Source organism: Flavivirga rizhaonensis (assembly GCF_004791695.1).
Taxonomy (GTDB): Bacteria; Bacteroidota; Bacteroidia; order Flavobacteriales; family Flavobacteriaceae; genus Flavivirga; species Flavivirga rizhaonensis.
This window is the reverse complement of sequence record NZ_SRSO01000009.1, coordinates 33,101-55,641: the sequence shown is the minus strand read 5'-3', so window position 1 is coordinate 55,641 and position 22,541 is coordinate 33,101. Positions and strand designations below refer to the sequence as shown.

The following is a 22,541-nucleotide window of genomic DNA, read 5'->3' as shown; positions in this document are numbered from 1 at the left end:
AAAAAGTAATTGTAATATTGTTCTATGAAGCATTCAGAGATTAAAGCAGAATTTCAGAGCCACAAATTGGTGCTTGATAGCATTATTAAAAATTTCGATACTAAAGGAGAACCTTTTGGTAATCAAGATAGAAATTCTTTAAAGTTGTTTGATTTAGACGGAAAAGTTATTAATGTAAAGTCTTTTAGGGTTCCTAATATTGTAAATCAGATCGCTTATAAGTTTTTTAGAAAAAGTAAAGCACAGCGTTCCTATGAATATGCTAATAAACTTAAAGCATTACATGTCGGTACTCCAGAGCCTGTTGCTTATTACGAATACAAAACACTTTTTTTGTTTAAGAAAAGTTATTATATAAGTAAGCAGTTGGATTGTGAATTAACTTATAGGGAATTAACAACTAACTTTAATTATCCTAATTACGAAAAAATACTTAGAGCTTTTACAAGATTCACTTTTGATTTACATGAAAAAGGAATTCACTTTTTAGATCATTCCCCAGGAAATACATTGATAAAGAAAACAGATACTGGCTATAATTTCTTTTTAGTTGATTTAAATAGGATGGAATTTAAATCGCTTGATTTTGAAACAAGAATTAAGAATTTTTCCAAATTAACTATTCATAAATCTATGATAGAAGTTATGAGTGATGAATATGCTAAGTGTACAGGTGAAGATTATAACAGGATATTTGATTTAATGTGGAAAGAAACTGAAGATTTTCAAGCTAAATTTTATCGCAAAAAACGCTTAAAAAAGAAGCTGAAGTTTTGGAAAAAGTATTAAGTCTATAATAATTTAAAAAAGTAACTTTGCAGCTCCCTTATACAAATAACTAGACTTTTAGATTTGTTTATAACTGTAGTTTCATTGTAAACAATTAAAACATTATTTGTAAACTATTTATACTAATTAATGGAATTTAAAAATAAAAATATTAAATCAGCTTTAGTTATAACCACTTATAATTGGCCAGAAGCTTTAGAGTTGGTTTTAAAGAGTGTTAAAAATCAAAAGGTACTTCCAACAGAAGTTATAGTAGCAGATGATGGGTCTAAAGAAGAAACAAAGCATTTAATTGAAGGTTTTCAAAATGATTTCCCTGTTCCATTGAAGCATATATGGCATGAAGATGATGGGTTTAGAAGGTCAGCTATATTAAATCTGGCTATTTCTAAAACAGATGTAGATTATATAATTCATGTAGATGGAGATTGCATTCTACATAAAAACTTTGTAAAAGATCATTTAGCTTCCATTGAGAAGGATACTTACTTATATGGATCGAGAGCATTAATTATTGAACCATTTTTAAAGAATTTATTTAAAAATAAAATTGTTGAGTTTTCTTTTTTCTCAAAAGGCATTAAAAGGAGAAATAAGAATATCTACTTGCCATTTTTAGGAAGGATGCTTTATAAGAGGAAAAATGAGTTATCCAGAAAACTGAGAGGTTGTAATTTGTCTTATTGGAAAGCAGACTTTGTGAAAGTGAATGGCTATAATGAAGATATAACTGGATGGGGTAGAGAGGATTCTGAGCTTATTATAAGGATGCTTAATAACGAAATATTGGGCAAACGATTACGGTTTGAAGCTATTGTTTACCATATTTGGCATAAGGAAAACTCTTATGAAAAATTAAATATTAACGATAAGATTCAAGAAGATACCTTAAAAAATAAATCAATGTGTTGTGAAAATGGTATAGATAAATACTTGGATAAATCATAAAAAATGATTAGTTGTTTTTTTGAAGCCTATAAAGCTTAATATACTTTAAAAAAGTAACGTTAAAGGTTTGTACACAAATAATGAAACCGTTTAGACCATCTAAAAAACCTAATCTTAAAAAATAAGCTTTAAAAAAGGCCCAAGTAGGATTGAATAGTATTTTCCAGAGAGACGATTTTTTTCCTAAATCATAATAAGCTTGAGCAGCAATACTTGAAAAGTTTTCAACTTTTAAATTATGTTCCTTATAATCTCGGTATATCCAATGCAATAAGTCCCCTTTAAGCTTTCCAGCTTTTAAACCTTTTTTTAATGTATATCTATCATGGGGGTTTATGCCTTTCCACTCGCCATTTCCTTTTTTAAATAATCTTAGTTTTTTATCTGGGTACCAATCTGAATGTTTAATCCATTGTCCGCAGTAATTATTTAATCGATTACAATAATAACCATCAAAACTCCAATGTTCTTTTACTTTTAAAATGGATTTTTTGAGTGTATCAGATAGTGCTTCATCGCCATCTAGGGACAAGATGTAATCATACTTTGCATGAGAAAGTGCGTAATTTTTTTGTTCAATATAACCGTCAAATTTATTTTGAATAAAATTCACATTATATGCCTCACATATTTCAGGGGTTTTGTCGGTAGAAAAAGAATCTACAACAACAATTTCATCTACAACCCCCACTAAGGATTTTAAGCATTTTTCTAAATGCTCTTCTTCATTAAATGTAATTATGACTCCAGAAATTTTAATCATTTGATACGCTATAAATAATTTTTAAACAGATTAGTTAAACTCTTTTTTAGTTTTTTGTAAAGCAGAAGCTATTATTTGATGCATGTCATAATATTTGTACTCTGCAAGCCTGCCACCAAATATAACGTCAGGCTCTTGTAATGAAAGGGCTTTGTACGCTTGATATTTTTTTTGATTCTCTTCATTATTAATAGGGTAGTAGGCTTCCTTTTCAGTGGTCCATTGTTCAGAGAATTCTTTAGTTATCACGGTGTGTTTTTGCTTGCCAAATTCAAAGTGTTTATGCTCTATTATTCTTGTATAAGGAACATTAGAATCATTGTAATTTACAACAGCATTGCCTTGAAAGTTTTCTGTGTTTAACTTTGTATTTTCGAATCTTAAAGAGCGATATTCTAAGTTCCCATAGTTATAATCATAGAATTCATCTATTTTTCCAGTGAATACTATTTTTTTAGCTAGACTACTCAATGCGTCTTTATCTTTAAAAAAGTCGACATTGGTTTTTATATCTATCCCTTCTAATAAACCGTCAATTATTTTGTTATAGCCACCAATTGGAATACCTTGATAAGCATCATTAAAATAATTATTATTAAATGTATAACGTACGGGTAAGCGTTTAATGATAAAAGCTGGCAACTCGGTGGCTTTTTTGCCCCATTGCTTTTCGGTATATTCTTTTATAAGCGTTTCATAAACATCTTTTCCAATTAAAGATAATGCCTGTTCTTCTAAATTTTCAGGGTTTTTGCAACCAAACTCTTTAATTTGACTTTCTATAATTGTTTTAGCTTCTTCTGGTGTCTTTGTTCCCCAAAGCTGATAAAAAGTATTCATATTAAAAGGCAAATTGTATAGTTTACCTTTAGATATAGAAACTGGGGAATTTACATAGTTATTAAACTCTGCAAATTGATTTACATAGTCCCAAATATCCTTATCATTAGTATGAAATATATGTGCTCCATATTTGTGTACATTGATGCCATCGACATTCTCGCAGTATACATTGCCACCTACATGATCCCTTTTGTCTACGACTAAACATTTTTTCCCTTTTTTAGTTGCTTCATGAGCAAATACGCATCCAAATAACCCTGCACCAACAATTAAATAATCATACATTTGTATACTTTTATAATTTTTAGCAAAACTAGGATATAAATTATCTATAAAAAAACTTTTCAATATAATGTATTACATTTCCAGAAACTATAAATCGTTATTCAATGCTGCGGGAAAAGCAAAAACGGATTGTGAATTTTCGTTAGAAGCATTAGGGTTTAAAAACCTAGGATTTAAACAATCGTCCATACCAAACTCTGGAATAGGTGCTATCAAGAATTTTTTTGGTATTTCAATGGCTTTATTAAGATTGCCATTTAAATCTACCATATGTACACAATACCCTAATAATAAGTTTAGAAAATTGATCTTATTTTTTGCAAAATTAAAACGTTGTAAAATTATAACAATAGTTCATGATGTTAGATGTTTAAAAGGGAGAGTTAAGGATATTGAAGCGGAATTATCAAAAATTGTATGCTCGGATGTCATTATTGTTCATAACGAGGCTATGAAAGCATGGTTTTTAGAACAAAATACGACTATACCTATCATAGTTTTAGGCATTTTTGATTATGTTTCTGAAGAAAAGCCACTTCAAAATAAAGATATTAATAAAAGCGATGTTTATAGAATTGCCTATGCAGGGGGGGTTGCTCATGGTAAAAATTCATACATTTTTGATTTTGATATCCTGGAGCATAGTAAATACAATTTAAGGTTATATGGTATAGGTTTCGATGCTAATAAACGAAAAGTAAGTGAAGAAACATCTGTTATTCATTATCAAGGCGTCTTTAAATCAGATCAAGTAGCTTATAAAATAGAAGCTGATTTCGGATTGGTGTGGGATGGTATATCAACAGAATCTTGTAGTGGAGATTTGGGGGAATATTTAAAATATAATAACCCCCATAAAACATCTTTATATCTTTTGTGCGGACTTCCAGTAATAGTTTGGGATCAAGCAGCCATAGCATCCTTTATTGTGGATAATAACTTAGGAATAAGTATATCTAACTTAAAAGATTTGAATGCTGTCTTAGAAAGTTTAACAGAGGACGATTATAAATTAATGAAAAACAATGTTTTAAGTGTTCAAGAGAAAGTAATGAAAGGACAATTTGTAGAAACTGCAGTTAAGAAAGCATTGGAAAAAGTGAATGGTTAATAATTATAACTTTAAGAACGCCTTTAATTTATCTCTAAAAAGCTGTGGTTCAAATTTTTTATATAGCTCGGCTGTTTCCTTTTTATATTTTTTTTCAGCCTTAGTGTATAGCTCCGGCTTAAAATCCTTTAAATGAACACTAACGTTATTATCATTTTCAAAAAGATTCCAGGTTGCTTTATCTATCCATGGGGAGTATATAGCAAAGGTTTTAATGTTTAATGCTTTGGCCATATTAATAGCACCGCCTTCATTTCCAATTAATGCATCGCAATGGGATGTTATGGCTAAAAACGCTCTTAAACTCTTTCCAAATATATTAAAGTGAATATTTTTTTGAGTTTCTGGTTTGCATAAATCTAATATAGCTCTGGCTTCGGTTTCTTGTTTTGGTATGTAATTAAATAATATTTGTCCAGAAGTTTCCTTAACTAAAGTATCAATAACTTCAGCCATATAATTAAAAGGATATGTTTTGTTTTTACCACTGCCCAATACACTTATCATATATAAAGGTTTACTAAAATCTATCTGATAACTTTCCAGAAACTCCTTACTGTTAAAAATTTCCTTTTCAGTTAAATATATTTTTGGCTTTATAAACGATGTTTCAATACCTAAAGGAGCTAGTAGCTGCATCCTATTAACAATGGCTAATCCAGCTTTACCATCATTATGCTTTTCCCTTTTTATATTATAATGGTAAAAAAGGGTTGTATAGTATTTGTGGTATGAAATTTTAGTTTTTGCCCCAGAGAAAAGACTTATTAAATTACTAGATAACTTAGAATAAGTATCAACTACTATATCGTACTTTTTATTTCCTACAGACCTGGCAAATTTTAGAAGATTGGATTTACTAAGCTCATCCTGTTTAGTAAACAAAACGAAGTTATCAATGTTTGGGTTGTTTTCTACAACAGGAAATGTATGCTCATTTATTAAATAGTCCAATTGAGCCTTTGGATATTTTAAGCGAAGTGCTTCAAACAGAATACTGCTTGTAAGCACATCGCCAATCATTTTTTGTTGTATGATTAAGATTTTCAAAATTTACAACTTCGATTTTTTATGTGTTTTTTGCAAATGAGTAGGTACTGTTTACTGCAACTGCATACTGCTACTAGTTTAAACAGCTACATCATGCTCTCTTAAAGCATCGTTTAGCGACGTTTTTTTATTAGTACTCTCTTTACGTTTACCAATAATTAAAGCACAAGGTACATTATAACTACCAGAAGGGAATTCTTTAGCATAACTACCAGGTATAACTACAGAACGGGCAGGTACTCTACCTTTATATTCAATAGGTTCATCACCAGTTACATCAATAATTTTTGTACTCATTGTTAAAACAACACCAGCACCTAAAACAGCTTCGGTTTCAACACGTACCCCTTCAACAACGATACATCTAGATCCAATAAAGGCATTATCCTCTATAATTACAGGGGCAGCTTGTAAAGGTTCTAAAACACCACCAATACCAACACCACCAGATAAATGTACATTTTTACCTATTTGAGCACAGCTACCAACTGTAGCCCAAGTATCTACCATAGTACCTTCATCTACATAAGCACCAATATTTACATAACTAGGCATTAATATAGTACCACTAGAAATATAAGCACCATGTCTTGCAACTGCATGAGGAACCACACGAATTCCTTTTTCTGCATAACCACGTTTTAATGGAATTTTATCATGAAATTCTAAGGGACCAGCCTCAATAGTTTCCATTTTCTGAATTGGAAAATATAAAACAACTCCTTTTTTTACCCATTCGTTAACTTGCCAACCACCTTCGATTGGTTCCGCTACTCTCAATTCACCTTTATCTAATAAATCTATAACCTTTCTTATAGCAGAAGTTGTTGTTTCTTCTTTTAAAAGATCTCTATTCTCCCAAGCCTTTTCTATGATTTGTTGTAATTCTGTCATTGATATTTAAATTTTGAGCAAATATAATAGGTATCATTTAAAAAATAGAACGAAAAAGTCATTATATCAATTATGAAGAACCTCAAACTTTTCGTCGATTCCTGCAAAACTTAACAAAAACAAAAGTCTATTTTTCCTTTGAAAGAAAAAAATAAATCGACGAAATGCATTTTTGTTGTATTTCGTCTTTTAAAAAAGACCTTTAATCTGTTTATCGATAAAAATTTGTAGCTCCACTACTAAACGAAAATACGTTGGCTTATAACTAATTTTTTGTGTTTGAGCTTTGGTATGAGCATATATTTGGAATATGCAAACGATGATAAACAAAATGAAAACAAATACATACATACTATTAATTTTATTACTTTCTTTCTCTTTCGGGATAGCTCAAAGCGATACTAATAAGATAGAAGAAAATAAAGTTATATCAGTATCTGTAAATGGAGAGGAAGTAACTACGGTTAAAGATAATGCAGTTAAAACTGTAAAAGAAAATGACACCGTGTTAATTGATGCTAAAGAATTAAGAGAATCTATTGCACGTACTAGTGATATTAGACGATATCTTAATAGAGTAAGAAATGTTGAAAATATTAAGTTTTTATTTCCAAAAATAAACAAGCCAGTCAAGGCTTAACATATAGATTTTAAATATTATTAATCAAGGTTAAAGTTAAAGTTGAGTAGGCTGTCTGAAAAGGCAGCCTTTCTTATTTTATTAAGCTTTTAGGATTAATACCCCGATGCTACTTACCCCGTTTTTCTTTTTTTTGAATTTAATACCTTCTGGACTTGCCCCGAGGTAGTTTATTAAACTATTTTTGTACAAAATATTTATATGGCTCGCATATTAGCAATAGATTATGGTACTAAAAGAACAGGTATAGCTGTGACAGATGAATTACAAATTATAGCTTCTGGACTTACTACTGTTAATACAAAAGAACTTTTAAAGTTTTTAAAAGATTATACTATTAAGGAAGAAGTTGAACTATTTTTAGTTGGTGAGCCAAAACAAATGAATAATACCGCTTCAGAAAGTGAAATTCACATACTGCCTTTTATTGATAATTTAAAAAAGGAATTTCCTAATATTCCAATAGAAAGAGTAGACGAACGATTTACTTCAAAAATGGCTTTTCAAACGATGATTGATAGCGGTTTAAAAAAGAACCAGCGAAAAAATAAAGCATTAATAGACGAAATTAGTGCCACACTTATTTTACAGAGTTATTTGTATTCCAAATAAGTAGAGCTTCATTAAGAATAAATTTTATATAAATTATACCAGTAAATTATAGTATTAGTATTTTTGCAAACATAAAACACTGAGCAAATAATGATTTTACCAATAGTAGCCTATGGCGACCCAGTCTTAAAAAAGAAAGGAAAAGACATCACTAAAGAGTATCCAAAACTTGATACGCTTTTAGACAATATGTTTGAAACTATGTATAATGCCTATGGTGTTGGTCTTGCTGCACCTCAAATAGGATTACCTATTAGACTGTTTTTGGTTGATACGACACCTTTTGCGGAAGATGAAGATTTAACTGCAGAAGAACAAAAAAAATTAAAAGACTTTAAGCGTGTTTTTATTAATGCCAAAATAACCAAAGAAGAAGGTGATGAGTGGGCTTTTAATGAGGGATGTTTAAGCATTCCAGATGTTAGAGAGGATGTTTTTAGACAGCCAAAAATAACTGTTGAGTACGTTGATGAAAATTTTAAACCACATACTGAAGTTTTTGATGGATTGATAGCCAGAGTTATTCAACATGAATATGATCATATTGAAGGTATTTTATTTACAGATAAACTTTCTAGTTTAAAAAAACGATTAATAAAAGGAAGGTTAACTAATATATCTAAAGGGAAGATTAGTGTTGATTATAGAATGCGTTTTCCTGATCAAAAAAAGAAGCGATAATATTTGCAAGCAATTAATAAACGGTTGATATTTGCCTCTCTCTTTTAATAAATAATTATGAGTTTAGATAAAGTACTATCAATAGGTGGAAAACCAGGATTATATAAATTAATAGCACAAACACGAGGAGGTTTTGTTGCAGAGTCGTTAATAGATAACAAACGTATTTCTGTAAGTGTACAAAATAATATTAGCATTTTAAGTGAAATTGCAATCTACACTTTAACAGAAGAAATACCATTAAAGAAAGTTCTTGAGAATATTAAGGAAAAGGAAAATGGAAAACAAGCTTCTGTAAAACCTAAAGATAGTAAAGATAAATTAGAAGAATATTTCTTTGATGTATTGCCAGATTATGATGAGGATAGGGTATATGCAAGCGATATTAAAAAAATAATACAATGGTATAATTTACTACAGAAACATGATATGCTGGATTTTTTAGATTCTGAAAAAGAAACCGAAACAGTATCAGACGAAGAAGAATAAAATTTTAAACCTCCTAATTGGAGGTTTTTTTATACTTATTTGTAAGCTTTTTTAGTCTCTCTCGACTGTAAATAAGATAACAAAAAATAATAAATTAATGAAATCACTTTGGTTTTTTGATGATGTCAATCTTTTCAAGGTGCTTTGTCCCCACAAATTTAAAGCTTACAAAGCCAATCACGATTTTGATGCCTACAAAAAGAAAGACTACATATACTTTGAAGAAGACTCTGCAAACAAAGTATATCTTATAGAAAAAGGTAAAGTTAAAATAGGGTATTACAGTGAAGAAGGAGACGAAGTTATTAAAGCTATTTTAACACGTGGAGAGTTATTTGGTGAAACTGCTATTCTTGGAGAGTCCAAACGAGAAGAATTTGCCCAATCAATTGACAATACGACAAGTATTTGCCCTATAGGCGTTGATACTATGCATGATTTAATGCGAAATAATCAAACCTTTAGTTTTAAAGTATATAAAGTCATCGGTTTTAAATTAAAAAAATTAGAACGACGATTACAATTACTACTATTTAAAGATACCAAAACACGCCTTATAGAATTTTTAGATGAGTTATGCTCAGACTATGGATACGATTGTGAAAAAACAGGTGATAAAGTAATTCATCATCCGTATACACAAAAAGATATTGCATCTTTAATAGGAACTTCCAGACCTACGTTGAATATACTTTTAAACGAATTAAAGGAAGAAAAAGTAATCCAATTCTCTAGAAAAGAAATAAGAATTCATAAAAATATCGCTTAATGTTAGATAGCTAACATTTTATAAAATCTGTATGCTTTAATTTTGAAGTATTAAAAACTTTAAAAAAAAGACAATGATTAAGAAAATGTTTATAGTTACAGTATTAGCAATAGGATTATTAGCTAGTTCTTGTAGCAATGATGACGATAATAATGTACCATCGACTGCTAGTTTAACTCTGGAATTAGATGGTTTAGAAGCTTTAGGTAGTGGCTATGTTTACGAAGGCTGGATAATTGTAAATGGAGCACCAGTTTCAACAGGAACGTTTAGCTCGGTTTCATTCCCACAATCTTTTACAGTGGATGCAACTCTATTAAAAAATGCAACAGATTTTGTACTATCAATTGAACCTGCAGGTGAAACTGGAGTTGAAGCTGCAACACCAGCAGAAACAAAATTATTAGCAGGAGGTTTCTCTGGAAATACAGCGAATGTAAGTACAGGTATTGTAGGAGACTTTAGTAATGCTACAGGTAAGTATATTTTGGCGACCCCCACAGATAGCGATGACACAAATGAATCTAGCGGTGTTTGGTTTTTAGATAATACAAATGCACCGCCTCCAGTAGCAGGACTAGATTTACCAACATTAGGAGCTGGGTGGAAATATGAAGGATGGGCAGTAATTAATGGTACTCCAATAAGTACAGGTACATTTACTAAAGTAGCAGCAACTGATGATGCGGCGCCTTTTAGTGGAAATGTTGCTCTACCAACACCAAATGGAGCAGATGGATTTTTTCCAGGAGAAGATTTTTTAGAAAATGCACCTAATGGAGTAACATTCCCAACAGACTTAAAAGGAGCAACTATTGTTATTTCTATAGAACCAAGTCCAGATGATAACGCAGCACCATTTACGTTAAAACCGTTGGCTCATGTTGTACCAGATGATGCAGCAGATCATACAGTTATATCTATGGGAACAGGACCAGTAGTAGCTTTATCTGGAAAAGTTTCACGATAAAAATAGTATAAAATATTTTTATTTTAATTAGATTTCAGGCATAGTTTCGACATAGAAACTATGCCTTTTAATTTATATATGTTAAGAAGAAGAAAAAAAAATAGCTTAAAGAATCTTATATACCTAGTCATTATTGCTATTTTAATTATTCCACAAACCAGACAACCTATACAAATACTATTGCATAAAGGGCTGGCACTTTTTGGTCCATCGGTAATCAGTAATGAGAAACAAGCAAGTTTGATAAATTATGATTGGAGGCTTAAAGATGACCAAGGTGGAACTTTAGATTTTGATCAAATAAAAGGACGTGTTGTTTTAGTGAATTTTTGGGCAACCTGGTGTCCACCATGTATCGCAGAAATGCCTAGTATGCAATCGCTTTACAATGATTATAAGGATAAAGTTGAATTTGTCTTTGTTTCTAATGAAGATCACACAGTAATCAATCAATTTTTAAATAAAAACGGCTATACTTTTAAAGTGTATAACCCATTAACTAAGTATCCAGAGCCTTTTGATGTTACAAGTATTCCACGAACATTTTTAATTGATACTCAAGGCCATATTATAATTGATAAAAACGGCGCTGCAAATTGGAATAGTGATACAGTTAGAAGTGCTATTGATGACTTGCTGAAATAGAAAGCTTTCTTTCATTCTCAAAACGAGTCATTATAAATAAATTCAAGAGAATAAGAGAAAATGCATATATGGTATCTTCAATTGGAATTGTAAATAATCTAATATTCAAATTTTCTGAATTATTATACCAAACAACTTCATTAGAAATAAAACTACCGGTTAATATACCATTTACTATAAAAAAAGGTATAAGCATTACTAAAAATGTTAGGTAGAAACTGCTTAATAAATCAGGATTCTTTTTTATTACAATGGCAATTAAAATAGTTGCTAGTACAAAATTTATAAATGTGTACCATTTACTACTATTATAAATTGAAATTATTAATAATAAAAATATAAGTAAGTAGCTAATAGTTTTAGCTGTTGTCTGTGGTAATTTTAGATTTGGGAAATAATACAATAACGCATAGTGTGTAAAAGTACAAGCGTAGGGGATGCATATAAAAAAAAGCCATTCTTCTATAGGTAAAGAAAATATCTTGAGACCCAGAAAATAATCTTGATTAAACCCCCAAATACCATTTATAGTAAAGATAATGTCCCAGGGAATAAATATGGACATGCTTATTAAGAGGCCTATAAATAAAGATTTCCAGCGTTTGTAAAACATTAGCTTAGGGTGGAAACTAAATAAAAAAGGAACAGATAAAGATCCTAAATTTAGTAACAGATATAAATAATTCATCTATTACTTTTTGAAGTATTTAAAGGGAACAAACAGCATTCCAAAACATTCTCCATCTTTTTTACCTAAATGTTTATGATGCATTTTATGGGCACGCCTTACGCCTTTAGCATACCAATTATTGGCATTTCTAAATAACTTAAAACGCTGATGTATAAAGATATCATGCACCATGAAATAAGATAAACCGTAAACAAATATACCTATACCTATTGGCAAACCTGCCCAAAAACTTGTGTGTTTCCATAGCAAGAAAAAAGCAATACTAACAACAGCATAAAATAAGAAGAAAGCGTCGTTTCGCTCAAACCAGCTATCATGATCTTTTTGGTGGTGATCTTTGTGTAAAGACCATAAAAAGCCATGCATCACATATTTATGTGTAAACCAAGCCATGAACTCCATAAAACAATAAGTCCCTAAAAAAATCAATATCCAATATACCGTATGCATATTATAAAATTACATTAAATTTAATTGATACTTTACATAACTTCGCATTAAAAGTTCTATTTTTTTGGGGTTAGAAACTCGTATTCTGGTATTTTTTATTTGTAAAGCTGGAGTCTTTTTCAACTTTTTTAATAATTGACGATAGTACCTATATGCCATAAAAACACCAAATTTGGCTTCTATAGGTAATTTTTTTATACCACTTAAACCTTTTGCAAAGTCTGTTTCTATATCGTCTATAATATTTTGTTTAGCAGTTTCATCTAAATTGTTTAAATCCGTTTTAGGGAAATAAGTTCTGTTTAAATCATCATGGTCGGCTTTCAAGTCTCTTAAAAAATTTACTTTTTGAAAAGCTGAGCCTAATGACATAGCAGTATTTTTAAGTGCTTTATATTTAATATAGTCCCCTTTTACAAAAACTTTTAAGCACATGAGTCCCACGACATCAGCAGATCCATAAATATAAGCTCTGTATTCTTCTTCTGTAAGATATTTAGTTTTGTGTAAATCCATACGCATGCTTTTCATAAAAGCATCTACTAAACTTTTGTCTAAACTATATTTATGGAATGTATGTTGAAAAGAGTTAAGTATAGGGTTTAAACTAATTTTGTCTTTTAGTGCAAGTTCTAAATCGTCAGAAAATTTATTAAATAGCAGCTCTTTATTATAGTCATGGAAAGAATCAACAATCTCATCAGCAAAACGAACAAAGCCGTAAATATTGTAAATATCCATTCTAATAGATTTAGAAAGCATTTTTGTAGCTAAAGAAAAAGATGTGCTATATGTGTTTGTGACAAGTTTGCTACAATTATAAGAGACCGTATCAAATAATAATTTCATAATGAGTGATGGTATTTTGTTACTAAATCTGCTACTAATTTTCCTGATATTAATGAAGGAGGCACTCCAGGACCAGGTACAGTTAATTGACCAGTAAAAAACAAGTTTTTCACTTTTTTACTTTTTAATTTTGGTCTTAAAAAAGCCGTTTGCGTTAACGTATTTGCCATTCCGTATGCATTTCCTTTGTACGAATTGTAATCATTAATAAAATCGTTAATACAAAAACTCTCTTTAAAGATAATATGTTTTTTTACATTTTGAGAGGTTAGACTTTCAAAACGGTTTATAATTTTATCAAAAAAGACTTCTCTTAACTCTGGAGAGTCATTTAACCCTGGAGCTAATGGAATCAAAAAAATAGCAGCCTCTTTTCCTTCTGGAGCGGAATTTAAATCTGTTTTACTTGGGAAACTAGCATAAAATAATGGATTTTCTGGCCACTTCGGATGATCATAAATAGCTTCTGCATGAACATCAAAGTCGACATCAAAAAAGAGTGTATGATGATTGACGTTTTTTAGTTTTTTATCAAATCCAACATAAAATAAGAGGGAAGAAGGTGCAAACGTTCTTTTGTTCCAATAGTTTTCTGAATATTGCCTATAGGGCTTATCTAAAAGCGTTTCGGTGTGGTGATAATCAGCACCACTTACAACGATGTTAGACGTATATGCTTTTCCATTTGAAACAAGTTCTTTGTATTCTCCATTTTTTACAACAATTTTTTCTATTGGGGAATCGGTTTTGATAGCGACTCCTAATTCTTTAGCCAGTTTTTCCATAGCTAGAATCACTTCATACATGCCTTTTTTAGGGTGAAATGTACCCAGTCCAAAATCTGCATAGTTCATAAAACTATAAAAAGATGGTGTATCACTTGGTTTTGCACCTAAAAACAAAACCGGAAACTCAAGAATTTTAATAAGTTTTTCACTCTTAAATTCTTTTCTAACATCTCTTTTTATATTGCTAAAAAATTGATCAAACTTTTTAAGAGTTGTAAAGGTTACTAATTCTAACGGAGAGACACCTGGATTATAAACCAGATCTTTAATAGCTATATCGTAGTTGCTTTTTGCTTGATTAATAAACTTTTTAAGTTTTTTTGAGCTTCCTGGCTCTTCTTTTTCAAAAGCAATAGTTATTTTTTCTAAGGTGTCTTCTATAGTAATAAAATCATCTTTACCAAAATATACACTATAGGCAGGGTTTAATTTTTCTAAGGAATAATAGTCTTCTGGGGACTTGTCAAAATCTAAAAAAAAACGTTCAAAAACGTCAGGCATCCAGTACCACGTTGGTCCTATATCAAAAGTAAACCCATCTTTTATAAGCTGTCTGGCTCTTCCTCCAATAGTTTTGTTCTTTTCAAAAATAGTAACATCATATCCGGCTTTTGCTAAGTAGCACGAAGCAGCTAAAGACGAAAATCCAGAACCTATTATATTTGCAGTTGATTTCATATTGTTTAACAAATATAGTTAAAAGTTAAACAAAATAAAAGCCTTTATAAATCTTTAACTAAATTTTCTATTGAATTAAATATACTTATTTTCTCTGGAAGTTCAGAAAGGTTGTAATCAGACACTTTTTTACCTAGCAATAAAAGCTTTGTATTTTCTTTGTTTAATAGTGTCTCATTAAATTTATTAATGTAACCAGGAATCTCTTGTTCTGTAGGGTGAACTGTAAAGTAGGATATAAAGGTAATTTCATCAAAAAATTCTAGCAAATCTGTAAGACTTTCCATAGGAACGCTTTCTCCAAGAAAAATAGTATGGTAACCTTTACTTCTTAATTGATAATTGATAAACAAAAGGCCAATATCATGAATTTCGTTATCAGGTAAAAATAACACATAGGTTTTAGAAACAGGTTTAGGTTCCAAAATTTGTAGTCTCTCAGTGTTTAAGAGAATCTTTTGTTTTATATGAATAGATAAAAAATGCTCGTGAGCTGGCGTAATGGTATTGGTTTGCCACAGAAGTCCTATTTCATTTAAGAGAGGTAAAAAGACAGTATAGAAAATTTCACTAAAAGATTTAGTTTCTAGCAAATTATTATAGGTGCTATAAAATAGTACCTGATCAAAATTAATCATGGCCATTTTTAATGCATTGATAGCATGATCTTCAACTCTAGCTCGAGATGCAATTTCCCTAACCTTAATAGGGATTTCTTCTTCTTTTAGATTGGCAATTTTTGAAATTTTTAATCCGTTATTATTTAAGTATGATATATTTAATAGCTTTTGAAAACTAGCTAAGCTATAATTTCTAATGTTGGTGTCCGATCTATTTGGGCGTAATAAGTTATAACGTTTTTCCCAAATGCGTATAGTATGAGCTTTAATGCCTGTAAGGTTTTCTAAGTCTTTTATACTAAAGTTAACCTTTATGTTGTTCATTAATTTTTAATTTAAGTTAAACAAAATTACATAAATTAATCTACAAAGTGCTAAAAAATTAAAAAACTAATCAAATTTGTGGGGTAGATAGATAATTATTGAGGATAGTAAATCAAAAATATATTAGTAATAGTGATTTAGGTTTTAATTTAAGTCACTATTACTAATATATCCTTTTTTATTCTCTTATTGGTATCATATTAGAAATGTCTACAGGAAAACTATCATATTTATTATATAGTTTTAAATATTTTTCTGGATCAATAGGAACACTATTTAATGTTTCATATAAGCCTTTAAAAAAGCCTTCACGTTTTTGAGATGGGTTGAAAACCAATGTCAATTTTACAGTTTCATTCGTATCATTTCTAAATCCATGTGGAGTAAATCGAGGGACATAAACAATGGTTCCTGGCTCCGCATTATATTCTTTATCTGAAACTTGAATGGTTAAAATGCCTTCATTAACTATAAAGGTTTCGTCCATATACCTGTGATAGTGTAGTTTTGCACCTATAGCCATAGGAGGGAGGGAAATCTCATAAATACCTAATTGATCGTTAGAGATCTCACTAGTAACTTTAAATGTAATTGAAATGGTATTTAATTCAAGCTTTTCTCCTTCATTAGCTTTAATTATAGATGCTTTATTCTCCAATTCATCTTCAAAATAATTTTCTTTTGCAATCATCATATTTTGTTTTATTTATTGAACTCGTTTAAACTTTTTGTTTTTAACCGAAAATGAGATGAAATTTATTCAGATGAGGCACTTTTTGCAAGGCATAGCAGAGCTACGCATAAGAAAAGTAACAAAATATGGGTAAATTTCGGCCATTTTTTAGGAAATAGAAAAAGTTTAAACGAGTTCATTGAATGATTGATCAATTGTGCTTTCTACCATGACCTTGTTTTGTTTTAAAGTTTGCTGATCTGCTGATCCTTCAAGTGAAAATAATTCCTGGATTTTTATACCCATATGTCCAAGGATGGCTTTTAAATAGGGTTCTTGAAAATCATACGGTTCCATAAAAGTACCTTTATATACACCTCCTTTAACAGTTATTAGGTAAGCTAGTTTGCCTTCTAATAAACCGTAATAACCTTTTTCATTAATATTAAACGTATGTCCAATTCTTACTACTTGATCTAAATACGCTTTGAGGTTAGATGGAATATTTAGATTATATAAAGGACTACTAATTAGGATGTCATCTACAGATTTTAATTCATCTATTAATTCATCGGATAAAGCAGTAGCCTCTTTAATTTGAGGAGACATATGCTCAATAGGCGTGTAAAATCCTTCAATCGTATTGTTTTGAATGTGTGGTAACACGTGTTTTGCTAAATCTCTGTAAATAATGGTGCTTTTTGGATTAGCAGCCTTCCAATTTTCCTCAAAGTAGTCAGCTAATGTTCTAGAGTGTGACCCTTTAGTTCTGGAGCTACAATCTATTCTTAATAATGTTTTCATTTATTGATTTTTTTAATTTCAATAGAATGACAAAACAGATAAGGAAAACGTGACAGGTCTATTAAAAAAGTAGTTTTAATTTATTGGGGTCTACGATAGAAAATATGCTTTTTATTTTATTATTTTCGAAATCAAACACCTGACAATTAATTAAAATGTCTTTATTATAAAACAATAAAGCCGGTTGATGATTAATTTGCGTGATCTTGATCGATAATAATTCCAGATAGGTTTTATATACATAAAATAATAACTTTAAAGAGGCAGATTTTCCGACTGTTAACTCTCTTACAACTTTAATGTTTTCTCCACCATCTGCATGTAATGAAATGTCTTCAGAAAGCATTTTCTCCAAACGTTTCATATCACCATTTTTAATTGTTTGAATGTAACTTTCCATGTAAGAAGGCAAGGGAGCAGAATAACTAAGGTTTGTTGTTTGGTAATTGGCTAACTTAGTTTTCCCCCTACTTAATAATTTTCGAGAGTTTTCAATGGTAATGTCAATGGTTTTTGCGATGTCTTTATGTGGATAATCAAAAGCTTCTTTTAAGATAAAAACGGCACGCTCGCTTGCTGTTAATTTTTCTAAAAGAACAAGTATGGAATATGATATGATTTCCTCGCTGTCAATATTATTGTCTGCAGTTTCGGTAGATAATGGCTCAGGTAGCCATAACCTGTTACTGGTTATTTTGCTACGTCTCTTTTTTATATTGATAGATTGATTTATAACCGATTTGACTAAGTAACCAATATCATTTTCTATGTGGTCTTTGTTAATTGAAAGATGTTTGATTAAAACATCCTGTATAGCATCTTTAGCATCTTCAACAGAGCCCAAAATATTATAAGCATAAGGGAATAGTATATTCTGGTAATTTTTCAATGTTAAATTTGTAATGTTCTATAGAGTATGACAAATAGTGCGATAAAAACGTGACATTTTAAATAAATTAAATTCCAAAAGACTTTTTGTTTTTTTATCTGAAATATTGCTATGATTAGCTTTGTGGTTAGTGTTTTCAAGAAATTTTTATTTCCAGAAAAATAAATTGAGCGAAACTAAATAATAGTCCTAGGATTTATTAAAACTAATTGTGCGCACGAGAAGATTCGAACTTCCACATCCTAAACGGATACTGGCCCCTCAAGCCAGCGCGTCTACCAATTCCGCCACGTGCGCTTTTCAGCGCGTAAATATACAGAAGTTTTATGTGTGACATAAGGAAATTTGTGTTTTTTAACCGTTACTTATCAGTTACAAATACGGTATATAGCACTTGAAAGTTGTTTTTTACCAGAGTTTAATTCATATTTGAGATTTAAAAATCAAAATAGGCGTAAAAATGAAGCAACCTGTATTAGTTCAATTAATTTTTATAATACTACTCTTAGGTGCAAATAAAGTTCATTGTCAGAAATCATTTTCTACAGCTGGCTTTTTTGAAGTGGAGAATAGTAATAGAAAGGTTTTTAACTTTAACCCAGGTTGGCGCTTTTATAAAGGAGATGTAGAAGCTGCTGAAACTAAAGATTTTGACGATTCAAATTGGGTAGGAGTAAATCTGCCACATGGATTAGAGATATTGCCTGAAAATGCTAGTGGAGGTAGAAATTATCAAGGAAAAGCTTGGTACAGGAAAGAATTTGCTGTAGAAAAAGAAGACTTAAATGGTAAAGTGTTTTTGTATTTTGAAGCCGTTATGGGAGAGGCAAGAGTATGGGTTAACGGTAAGCAAGTAGCTGAGCATTATGGTGGGTATTTGCCTTTTGCTATAGATATTACTGGTGTTTTGAATGAAGAAGATAAAAATGTTATTGCTGTAATGGCAGACAATAGTGATAGTACATTGTATCCCCCAGGTAAAAATCAATCAGGGTTAGACTTTAGCTATTTAGGAGGTATTTATAGAGATGTTTTTTTAATAAAAACGAATAATATACATGTAACATTACCAGAATTAAGTAATACCGTGGCAGGAGGAGGTGTTTTTGTTGGGACTTTAAATGTAGATGAAAATAAAGCAAAATTAGAAGTAAGAACAGAAGTAGTTAATGAAACGAATAGGTCACAATTTATTACTGTAAAATCTAGCTTAGAGGATGCAAATAAGAAGGTTCTTAAAACAGTAGAACAGAATTTTAAATTGCAGCCAAATAAAAGTAGGCAATTAAAAAAGCGATTTACCGTAGATGATGTACGTTTATGGTATCCCGATAATCCTTATTTACATTACCTAAGAACGGATATTTTGGTAAATGGAAAAGTAGTTGACCAAATGCGAACAAGGATAGGTATTCGTTTGTATGAAATGAAAGGGCCAGACGGCTTGTTTGTTAATAAGAAATATATTGGAAAAAAATTAATTGGAGTTAATCGTCACCAAGATTATGTATATGTTGGGAATGCCTTACCAAATTCGTCACATTATAGGGACGTTAAACTGCTAAGGGAAGGTGGTAGTGGTATTATAAGAGTAGGACATTATCCTCAAGATGATGCATTTTATGACGCTTGTGATGAGCTAGGTATGATAACCACTAGTGCTAATCCTGGTTGGCACTTTTTTAATTTCAAAGAAAAAATATTTGAAGACAGACTGTACGAAGACTCCCGTAATTTAGTTAGAAAAGATAGAAACAGACCATCAATCTTACTTTGGGAAACGGCATTAAATGAAACACCCTCTCAACCTGGTCATGTTATGAATAATATGCATAAAGCAGCGCATTCCGAATATCCATTTCCTGGAATGTTTACGGTTACAGATTATGAAGAAGCTAAAAAAGGAGGGTTAGATGTGTACTATCATGGTCATGATAAAAAAGTAAACTCTTTTAACCGTGAGTTTGGAGATGGTTATGAAGTGGATGATTGGTATTCCCAAAACTCAGTAGTTAGGGTGAAGAGAGAGTGGGGAGAAAAAGCCATGATAGATCAATCATTGCGGCAAGCTAAAGAATTGTCAGCAAGATTTAAGACTGATAAGATACGTATTGGAGGAGCTATGTGGGCTGGTATAGATCATCAAAGAGGGTATCATCCAGACCCTTTTTGGGGAGGACATTTAAACGTTGCCAGGTTGCCTCGTTACACCTATTATTTGTATCAAAGCCAGTATGACCCAAACTATAAACTTGAAGGAATTAATACTGGTCCAATGCTTTATATCGTTAATGAATTAACTCAGTTATCTTCTGAAGACATAATTATTTACAGTAATTGTGATGAAATACAGTTAACTTGGATGGGTAAAGATTATGGTACTATGAAACCTTCTAAAGATTCTATATATAGTGGTTTGCCCCACCCTCCCTTTGTTTTTAAAGATATTTTTAATTTGAAACAGTTGAAACATAGAACTAAAGAAGAAAGAAGTTTACCTTCAAAAATGATAGCTAAAGGTTTTGTTAATGGTAAAGAAGTCATTGAAGAGGTAAAGGTATATGCCCAACGTTCAGAAAAACTAAAATTAAGTATAGATGACGAAGGCTTAGATTTAATAGCAGATGGTTCTGATTTTGTTCCTATTAGAGCAACGATAGTTGATAAGAGAGGTGTAAAGAAAGTATTGTCCGAAGAATATGTTTACTTTGAGGTTGAAGGACCTGCTCAGGTTATTGGGGGAATTAAGAACTTTGGTAACCCAGCCAAATCATCTTTTGGGATTGCTACGGCGTTAATTAGAGCATCAACTCAACCAGGAACTATTAAGGTAAAAGCCTATGTAAATGGTTTAGAATCGGACGAAATAACTTTTGAATCAAAACCAGTAAGAATACCGCTGTATTATAATGATAATTATATGAAGTATTCTAAAGTTGGTAATAAGGATATGGTAATGATCGAGGAGCGAAAATACGATAATGATGATTTACCTACAGACGTGAAGGCATTACAAAGAGAAGTTAGAGCATTAAGGTTAGAGTTAGTTGGAGAAAACCAGGCGTTTATGGAATTAAGAAGTAACCCTAAAAAGGAAGAGGACTAGGTAAAAATAGCCTTGGTTTAAAAAGGTACTACCATTATATTTTTTAAACCAAGATTTGTTCTTTCTTTTCCATTAACCTCATAAAGAGCCGTAAAGTTTTCTTTTTCACTCATATATTTTTTGTTGAAAACATCTAGAGAATCTTTATTTGTAAAGTGTTCAACAGTCGCTTTTACACCTATGTCATGATTTGAAAAGAATAAAAAACATTCATTTTTATTAGGACCTTTAAATCTGGAAACTATTGAAAAATCTCTGTCTTCACCTTTGAAATATGTAGTAAAGATTGTGTCCTTCAGTTTTGGATGCCTCTCTAGTAGTAGTTTTTCTCCTTCTAACTTAAAATAAGGATTGAAGTCATTAAAAAGTGATATAAACTTGTCTTTGTTTAAAAAAGGACCTACAAAAATTAGGTTCCATTTTTTCAAATCTACTACAGAAGTATTAGAAGTAAAACGTACATCAAAATCAAAGTTGTGATTGTAAAATAGTTTTGAAATGTAATGAGTGGCTTCTGCTCCCATGCTTGTTGTAAAATGGTAATGAGCTGGCTGGATAGTTTCTTTTAATTCAGGTTTATCCTCGATTAATTCGTAGTATTCTTCTGAAGAATTAATGCTATAATCCCTAACCCAGCCATGTCTACCAGTTACAGTTTTACCTTGCATGCCAAAGAAATCGGCTATAACAAGTATTGATTTTTTTTTGTCACTTTTAAAGTAGGAGCCCCATAATTTTGGAGGTTTAGATTTAGAGTTTGAAATGATATAAAAAAGAGATACAAGTAATAATAAAATATAAGGTAGTATTTGCTTTAATCTAACATTTCTAAACTTCGTTTTTCGTAAATCTTGTTTCTCAAAACTTACACTATACTGTCCTTTATCAATACAAAGCCTCCAAGTGGCATTTGCGCCTTCGGTTTCATAATAGTTGTCTATTTTTTTTCGAAGATTATAAATGTTAACCCTTATTCTAGGGCTCGAATTGTTTAAATTATCTTTTTCTCCGAAGAATTCAAGGTCTATAATATCTTCTTTTAAATAGTTTCCTGCCAAAGTTGATTTAACAAGGTATTTAAGTAGGGCAGAACTCTTAGGTGCTTTTTTAAAAACGTCACTATTTGTAATGTTATCACAAATCTGTAGTTTTTTTTCTTTAGAAAGCATTTGTTTTTAGT

The 22,541-nt window shown here is 30.7% G+C and carries 24 protein-coding genes and 1 tRNA gene; 11 read left to right on the top strand and 14 right to left on the bottom strand.

The window, feature by feature from the left end:
* Positions 1–24 precede the first annotated feature (24 nt).
* The gene (locus EM932_RS08380) at positions 25–789 is read left to right on the top strand and encodes a lipopolysaccharide kinase InaA family protein (RefSeq protein ID WP_135876734.1); all 765 of its coding nucleotides are present in this window, start codon (positions 25–27) and stop codon (positions 787–789) included.
* A 129-nt stretch (positions 790–918) separates the two neighbouring features.
* Positions 919–1,737, top strand: coding sequence for a glycosyltransferase family 2 protein (locus EM932_RS08375; protein ID WP_246040974.1), 819 nt, complete (start codon positions 919–921; stop codon positions 1,735–1,737).
* 7 nt (positions 1,738–1,744) lie between these two features.
* Here the strand turns inward: EM932_RS08375 and EM932_RS08370 are convergent, their stop codons facing one another.
* Complete coding sequence (locus tag EM932_RS08370) at positions 1,745–2,500, bottom strand: glycosyltransferase family 2 protein (RefSeq protein ID WP_135876733.1); 756 nt, start codon at positions 2,498–2,500, stop codon at positions 1,745–1,747.
* A gap of 30 nt (positions 2,501–2,530) precedes the next feature.
* Positions 2,531–3,628: a UDP-galactopyranose mutase gene (glf, locus tag EM932_RS08365; RefSeq protein WP_211344268.1), complete on the bottom strand. Its 1,098-nt coding sequence runs from the start codon at positions 3,626–3,628 to the stop codon at positions 2,531–2,533.
* A 67-nt stretch (positions 3,629–3,695) separates the two neighbouring features.
* Between glf and EM932_RS08360 the strand changes: the two genes are divergently transcribed.
* Entirely contained in the window at positions 3,696–4,739 is a 1,044-nt protein-coding gene (locus tag EM932_RS08360) for a beta-1,6-galactofuranosyltransferase (RefSeq protein ID WP_135876732.1), read from the top strand.
* Between the two features lie 3 nt (positions 4,740–4,742).
* Here EM932_RS08360 and EM932_RS08355 read toward each other — a convergent pair whose 3' ends face one another.
* Together EM932_RS08355 and EM932_RS08350 are read right to left on the bottom strand one after the other, a co-directional pair.
* The gene (locus EM932_RS08355; RefSeq protein WP_135876731.1) at positions 4,743–5,789 is read right to left on the bottom strand and encodes a glycosyltransferase family 9 protein; all 1,047 of its coding nucleotides are present in this window, start codon (positions 5,787–5,789) and stop codon (positions 4,743–4,745) included.
* 78 nt (positions 5,790–5,867) lie between these two features.
* Complete coding sequence (locus EM932_RS08350; protein WP_135876730.1) at positions 5,868–6,683, bottom strand: 2,3,4,5-tetrahydropyridine-2,6-dicarboxylate N-succinyltransferase; 816 nt, start codon at positions 6,681–6,683, stop codon at positions 5,868–5,870.
* A gap of 331 nt (positions 6,684–7,014) precedes the next feature.
* Here EM932_RS08350 and EM932_RS08345 point away from each other — a divergent pair, with 331 nt between their 5' ends.
* From EM932_RS08345 to EM932_RS08315, 7 genes are all read left to right on the top strand, one after another.
* Complete coding sequence (locus EM932_RS08345; RefSeq protein WP_135876729.1) at positions 7,015–7,323, top strand: hypothetical protein; 309 nt, start codon at positions 7,015–7,017, stop codon at positions 7,321–7,323.
* Between the two features lie 201 nt (positions 7,324–7,524).
* On the top strand, positions 7,525–7,935 hold the full coding sequence (gene ruvX / locus EM932_RS08340) for a Holliday junction resolvase RuvX (protein ID WP_135876728.1): 411 nt from the start codon (positions 7,525–7,527) through the stop codon (positions 7,933–7,935).
* Between the two features lie 90 nt (positions 7,936–8,025).
* Positions 8,026–8,616 (top strand): peptide deformylase, encoded by a 591-nt coding sequence (gene def, locus EM932_RS08335; protein WP_135876727.1) that lies wholly within the window; start codon positions 8,026–8,028, stop codon positions 8,614–8,616.
* 57 nt (positions 8,617–8,673) lie between these two features.
* Complete coding sequence (locus EM932_RS08330) at positions 8,674–9,105, top strand: DUF5606 family protein (protein ID WP_135876726.1); 432 nt, start codon at positions 8,674–8,676, stop codon at positions 9,103–9,105.
* A 97-nt stretch (positions 9,106–9,202) separates the two neighbouring features.
* A complete protein-coding gene (locus tag EM932_RS08325) occupies positions 9,203–9,874 on the top strand; it encodes a Crp/Fnr family transcriptional regulator (protein WP_135876725.1) in 672 nt (223 codons plus the stop codon).
* A 73-nt stretch (positions 9,875–9,947) separates the two neighbouring features.
* Complete coding sequence (locus EM932_RS08320; protein ID WP_135876724.1) at positions 9,948–10,844, top strand: anti-sigma factor; 897 nt, start codon at positions 9,948–9,950, stop codon at positions 10,842–10,844.
* 60 nt (positions 10,845–10,904) lie between these two features.
* Positions 10,905–11,489, top strand: a complete 585-nt coding sequence (locus tag EM932_RS08315) for a TlpA family protein disulfide reductase (protein WP_246040972.1) — start codon at positions 10,905–10,907, stop codon at positions 11,487–11,489.
* Here EM932_RS08315 and EM932_RS08310 read toward each other — a convergent pair.
* From EM932_RS08310 to EM932_RS08270, 9 genes are all read right to left on the bottom strand, one after another.
* A complete protein-coding gene (locus EM932_RS08310; protein ID WP_135876722.1) occupies positions 11,467–12,177 on the bottom strand; it encodes a lycopene cyclase domain-containing protein in 711 nt (236 codons plus the stop codon). The genes EM932_RS08315 and EM932_RS08310 overlap by 23 nt on opposite strands.
* Before the next feature lie 3 nt (positions 12,178–12,180).
* A complete protein-coding gene (locus EM932_RS08305) occupies positions 12,181–12,630 on the bottom strand; it encodes a sterol desaturase family protein (RefSeq protein WP_135876721.1) in 450 nt (149 codons plus the stop codon).
* 9 nt (positions 12,631–12,639) lie between these two features.
* Positions 12,640–13,479: a phytoene/squalene synthase family protein gene (locus tag EM932_RS08300; RefSeq protein ID WP_135876720.1), complete on the bottom strand. Its 840-nt coding sequence runs from the start codon at positions 13,477–13,479 to the stop codon at positions 12,640–12,642.
* Positions 13,476–14,945, bottom strand: a complete 1,470-nt coding sequence (locus EM932_RS08295; RefSeq protein ID WP_135876719.1) for a phytoene desaturase family protein — start codon at positions 14,943–14,945, stop codon at positions 13,476–13,478. Before EM932_RS08295 ends, EM932_RS08300 begins: the two co-directional genes overlap by 4 nt.
* 44 nt (positions 14,946–14,989) lie before the next feature.
* On the bottom strand, positions 14,990–15,889 hold the full coding sequence (locus tag EM932_RS08290; protein WP_135876718.1) for a MerR family transcriptional regulator: 900 nt from the start codon (positions 15,887–15,889) through the stop codon (positions 14,990–14,992).
* Between the two features lie 178 nt (positions 15,890–16,067).
* Entirely contained in the window at positions 16,068–16,583 is a 516-nt protein-coding gene (locus tag EM932_RS08285) for a cupin domain-containing protein (RefSeq protein WP_211344267.1), read from the bottom strand.
* Positions 16,584–16,748: 165 nt separating this feature from the next.
* Positions 16,749–17,366: an FMN-dependent NADH-azoreductase gene (locus EM932_RS08280; protein ID WP_135876717.1), complete on the bottom strand. Its 618-nt coding sequence runs from the start codon at positions 17,364–17,366 to the stop codon at positions 16,749–16,751.
* A gap of 61 nt (positions 17,367–17,427) precedes the next feature.
* The gene (locus tag EM932_RS08275) at positions 17,428–18,255 is read right to left on the bottom strand and encodes a sigma-70 family RNA polymerase sigma factor (protein ID WP_170179760.1); all 828 of its coding nucleotides are present in this window, start codon (positions 18,253–18,255) and stop codon (positions 17,428–17,430) included.
* Between the two features lie 212 nt (positions 18,256–18,467).
* Positions 18,468–18,552: transfer RNA gene (locus tag EM932_RS08270), tRNA-Leu, on the bottom strand.
* Between the two features lie 163 nt (positions 18,553–18,715).
* On the opposite strand from EM932_RS08270, the gene EM932_RS08265 reads away from it, so the two are divergent.
* Complete coding sequence (locus tag EM932_RS08265; protein WP_135876715.1) at positions 18,716–21,361, top strand: glycoside hydrolase family 2 protein; 2,646 nt, start codon at positions 18,716–18,718, stop codon at positions 21,359–21,361.
* A 17-nt stretch (positions 21,362–21,378) separates the two neighbouring features.
* On the opposite strand, the gene EM932_RS08260 is transcribed toward EM932_RS08265, so the two are convergent.
* On the bottom strand, positions 21,379–22,530 hold the full coding sequence (locus tag EM932_RS08260) for a helix-turn-helix domain-containing protein (RefSeq protein ID WP_135876714.1): 1,152 nt from the start codon (positions 22,528–22,530) through the stop codon (positions 21,379–21,381).
* Positions 22,531–22,541: the final 11 nt, after the last annotated feature.